This window comes from Bacillus sp. GMa5/1, from assembly GCF_050172015.1.
GTDB classification, from domain to species: domain Bacteria; phylum Bacillota; class Bacilli; order Bacillales; family Bacillaceae_G; genus Bacillus_A; species Bacillus_A cereus.
Genome location: NZ_JBNLYC010000330.1, coordinates 1 through 2,668 on the forward strand (window position 1 = coordinate 1; position 2,668 = coordinate 2,668).

Sequence of the window (2,668 nt, forward strand, 5' to 3'; positions counted from 1 at the left end):
CCTATTATAATTTCTATATTAGGATACGTTTGTTCTAATACACTACATAAAGCTTTTTCAAAGTAGTGTGGACGATTATACGTAGGAATTAATACACTTACTAAAGGCGTTTGATTTATTTCCTTTTCATTTGTACCATTTTCCATTCTATTCCTCCGCCTTTTTATTTATTTTCACTTTTGAAATAGACATGCTACTACAAATCTATTTATTAGACGAACTAGATCTGAAAGGTGTTGCGAAAAACAAATAAATAGCTTTAAAAACAGCATCTATGTTGACATAGTGTAGAATAAACCTGGATAACTTTTTTCGTCCCATTTTATTTATTTGTAAAATGCGGCATTCTTTTTTCAATAAATGCCTTTACCCCCTCCTTCACATCCTCTGTTTGAAATACTTTTCCAAAGTAACGCGCTTCAATTTCAAGCCCTTCTTGTAAAGGTACTGCTGCCCCCTCGCGAATTGCCAACTTCATATAGGCGAGAGCTGGAAGAGAAAATTTACTTATATCCCTTGCAATCTCTTTTGCTTTATTTAACGCCTCTCCTCGAGGGGTAATGTAGTTAACCAAGCCTATTTCTTTTGCTTCTTTAGCTGTAATCGATTTCCCTGTGAACATCACCTCTTTTGCTTTCCCTTCTCCAATTAATCTAGGTAAGCGTTGGGTTCCTCCAGCCCCAGGAAATAAACCTAACGTAATTTCCGGTAATCCAATTAAAGATTGTTCTTCTATTATCCTTAAGTCACAAGCAAGTGCTAATTCACATCCACCACCTAGCGCTAACCCATTAACAGCAGCTATAGTCGGTTTAGACAGATTCTCTAGTTGATTAAGAGGTTGTTGCAATTCTAATGATTTCATCTCGGCATATTTTTCACCTTTGCCCATCCAATCCGGAAATTCTTTTATATTCCCTCCTGCTACAAAGGCCTTTTCTCCACTTCCAGTTATAATTACGACTGAAATATCATTATCAATTTCTATTTCCTCTAATACATCTACTAATTGTTGAACTACTTCTAAACTTAAAGTGTTGACTGGTGGATTTTGAATTGTAACGACTGCAATACTTCGTTTTTTATTACAAGTTACTACTCGTTCATTCTTCATAAAAAATCCCCTTTTAAACTACCTAATTTTTCACAACACCAAGCATCTTTACTTCACTCACCATCAGCCTAAATTTCCGAATATGGTTCCGCTTTTAGAAATTCATCAATTTATTGTATGAACTGTAGAAGCATAAAATGAGCAATCCTTTCTTGGCACGATTTTATAATCTCAACATATTTTTAAATGGTTCTTTTACTATATTAATTAGCTTCATGTTTCTTTGGTTTCCGTTACACAGTTTCTGAAGCTGGGATGACTATTAGAAAAAATGAGATAAGAAGACTGTTACATGAGGTACATTAAATGCGAACAATTTAAGAAAGGCACTATTTTAGTAACCACTTGTATTTAAGTCTTTCTTAACTAATTTGTTGTAATTACAATTGAATTCCCCCCTCTTTCACTTCGTTTAGAAGTGGGGGAATTCCTAAGTTAAGAGTTCTATCGAACTCTAAATAAAAAAGCTTATCCTTCAACACGTTATGATAAGCTTTTTTATTATTCTTTTCATTTTTTGTTTTCGGAAGTATTTTTTTAAGTTGATAGCAATGCGGTGCTATCAAGCTAAAACTTTATAGTGCCCTCAAAACGGAAACAACAAGTTGCATTTATATAAATAGCTTTTGGAAAATTGATAATTTTGTTTAGGGATACTTTAAGATTTTAGCTTGAGAGGCATATAGTACAACCTCATACAGAGTGATTAGGATATTAAACTTAAACGTGTTATTTTTAGCATTCTAAATAATCGGGTTCAATGTATTTTTCTGTTTCAGGAGAGCTTTTAATTTCTATAGGATATTTCTTAAAAGCTACAACAGTAACCCTATCTTCTTGAACTAAACTTCTGGATTCATTTATAGAAGAGAAACCTGTTCGCGTTAAAAAATTGTATAGAGAGGATTTTGTCATCCAAAAACTAGTAATGTTATCTAATGATGCCCATTTTGATTTTAAACGTTCTTCTATTGATGAATTAGCAGAGTGTTCTAGCATTGTGTGCCCCTTATATTCATAATTTTTATAGAGTACTGATACATTCGGAGTATGAGTGATATGAGTATCAATTATTACAAACCTTTTGCATACTTCATACACTTTTTCTAAAAAAGGGAATACATCTGAGCAATCTAAATGATATAAAATGCCAGAGCATAAAACAATATCAAATTGACCATATTTTTCAGCACTTAAATTTCTTACATCATCTTGATAAAAGGTTAAGTTTTCCAACCTTAATAAATCTTTAGCGAATATAGCTTTTTGTACGTTTGATTCTCTTCCTTCTATCCCTACAACAGTTGCTCCTTGCATAGCAAACTCAATAGCGTAATGCCCCTCTAAACAAGCTAAATCTAAGATTCGAAGATTTTTAAAATCACATTGTGTGATATCTTGAATCATTGTCACAATTTTTTTTAACGCAGGATTTGGTTGTCGAGTATCTCTTGTATATAGAGTATCCGTTAATTTAATATCATAAGCGGTCCATTCACCATATTTACGAATAATGTTTTCTTTTTCGAGAACAAAATCTTTCATGATACAATT

Annotated in this window: 3 protein-coding genes; all 3 read right to left on the reverse strand. The window is 32.6% G+C overall.

Features of this window, described 5'->3' with window-relative positions; genetic code table 11:
• Positions 1 to 146, reverse strand: a 146-nt coding sequence (locus ACQGSG_RS28205) for a glycosyltransferase family 2 protein (protein ID WP_426948625.1), incomplete at its 3' end; no start/stop codon positions are given.
• Between the two features lie 176 nt (positions 147 to 322).
• Positions 323 to 1,114, reverse strand: a complete 792-nt coding sequence (locus ACQGSG_RS28210; protein ID WP_426948623.1) for an enoyl-CoA hydratase — start codon at positions 1,112 to 1,114, stop codon at positions 323 to 325.
• Between the two features lie 735 nt (positions 1,115 to 1,849).
• Positions 1,850 to 2,659 carry a class I SAM-dependent methyltransferase gene (locus tag ACQGSG_RS28215; protein ID WP_426948627.1) on the reverse strand — a complete coding sequence of 270 codons (810 nt, stop codon included), beginning with the start codon at positions 2,657 to 2,659 and terminating at the stop codon, positions 1,850 to 1,852.
• Positions 2,660 to 2,668 lie beyond the last annotated feature (9 nt).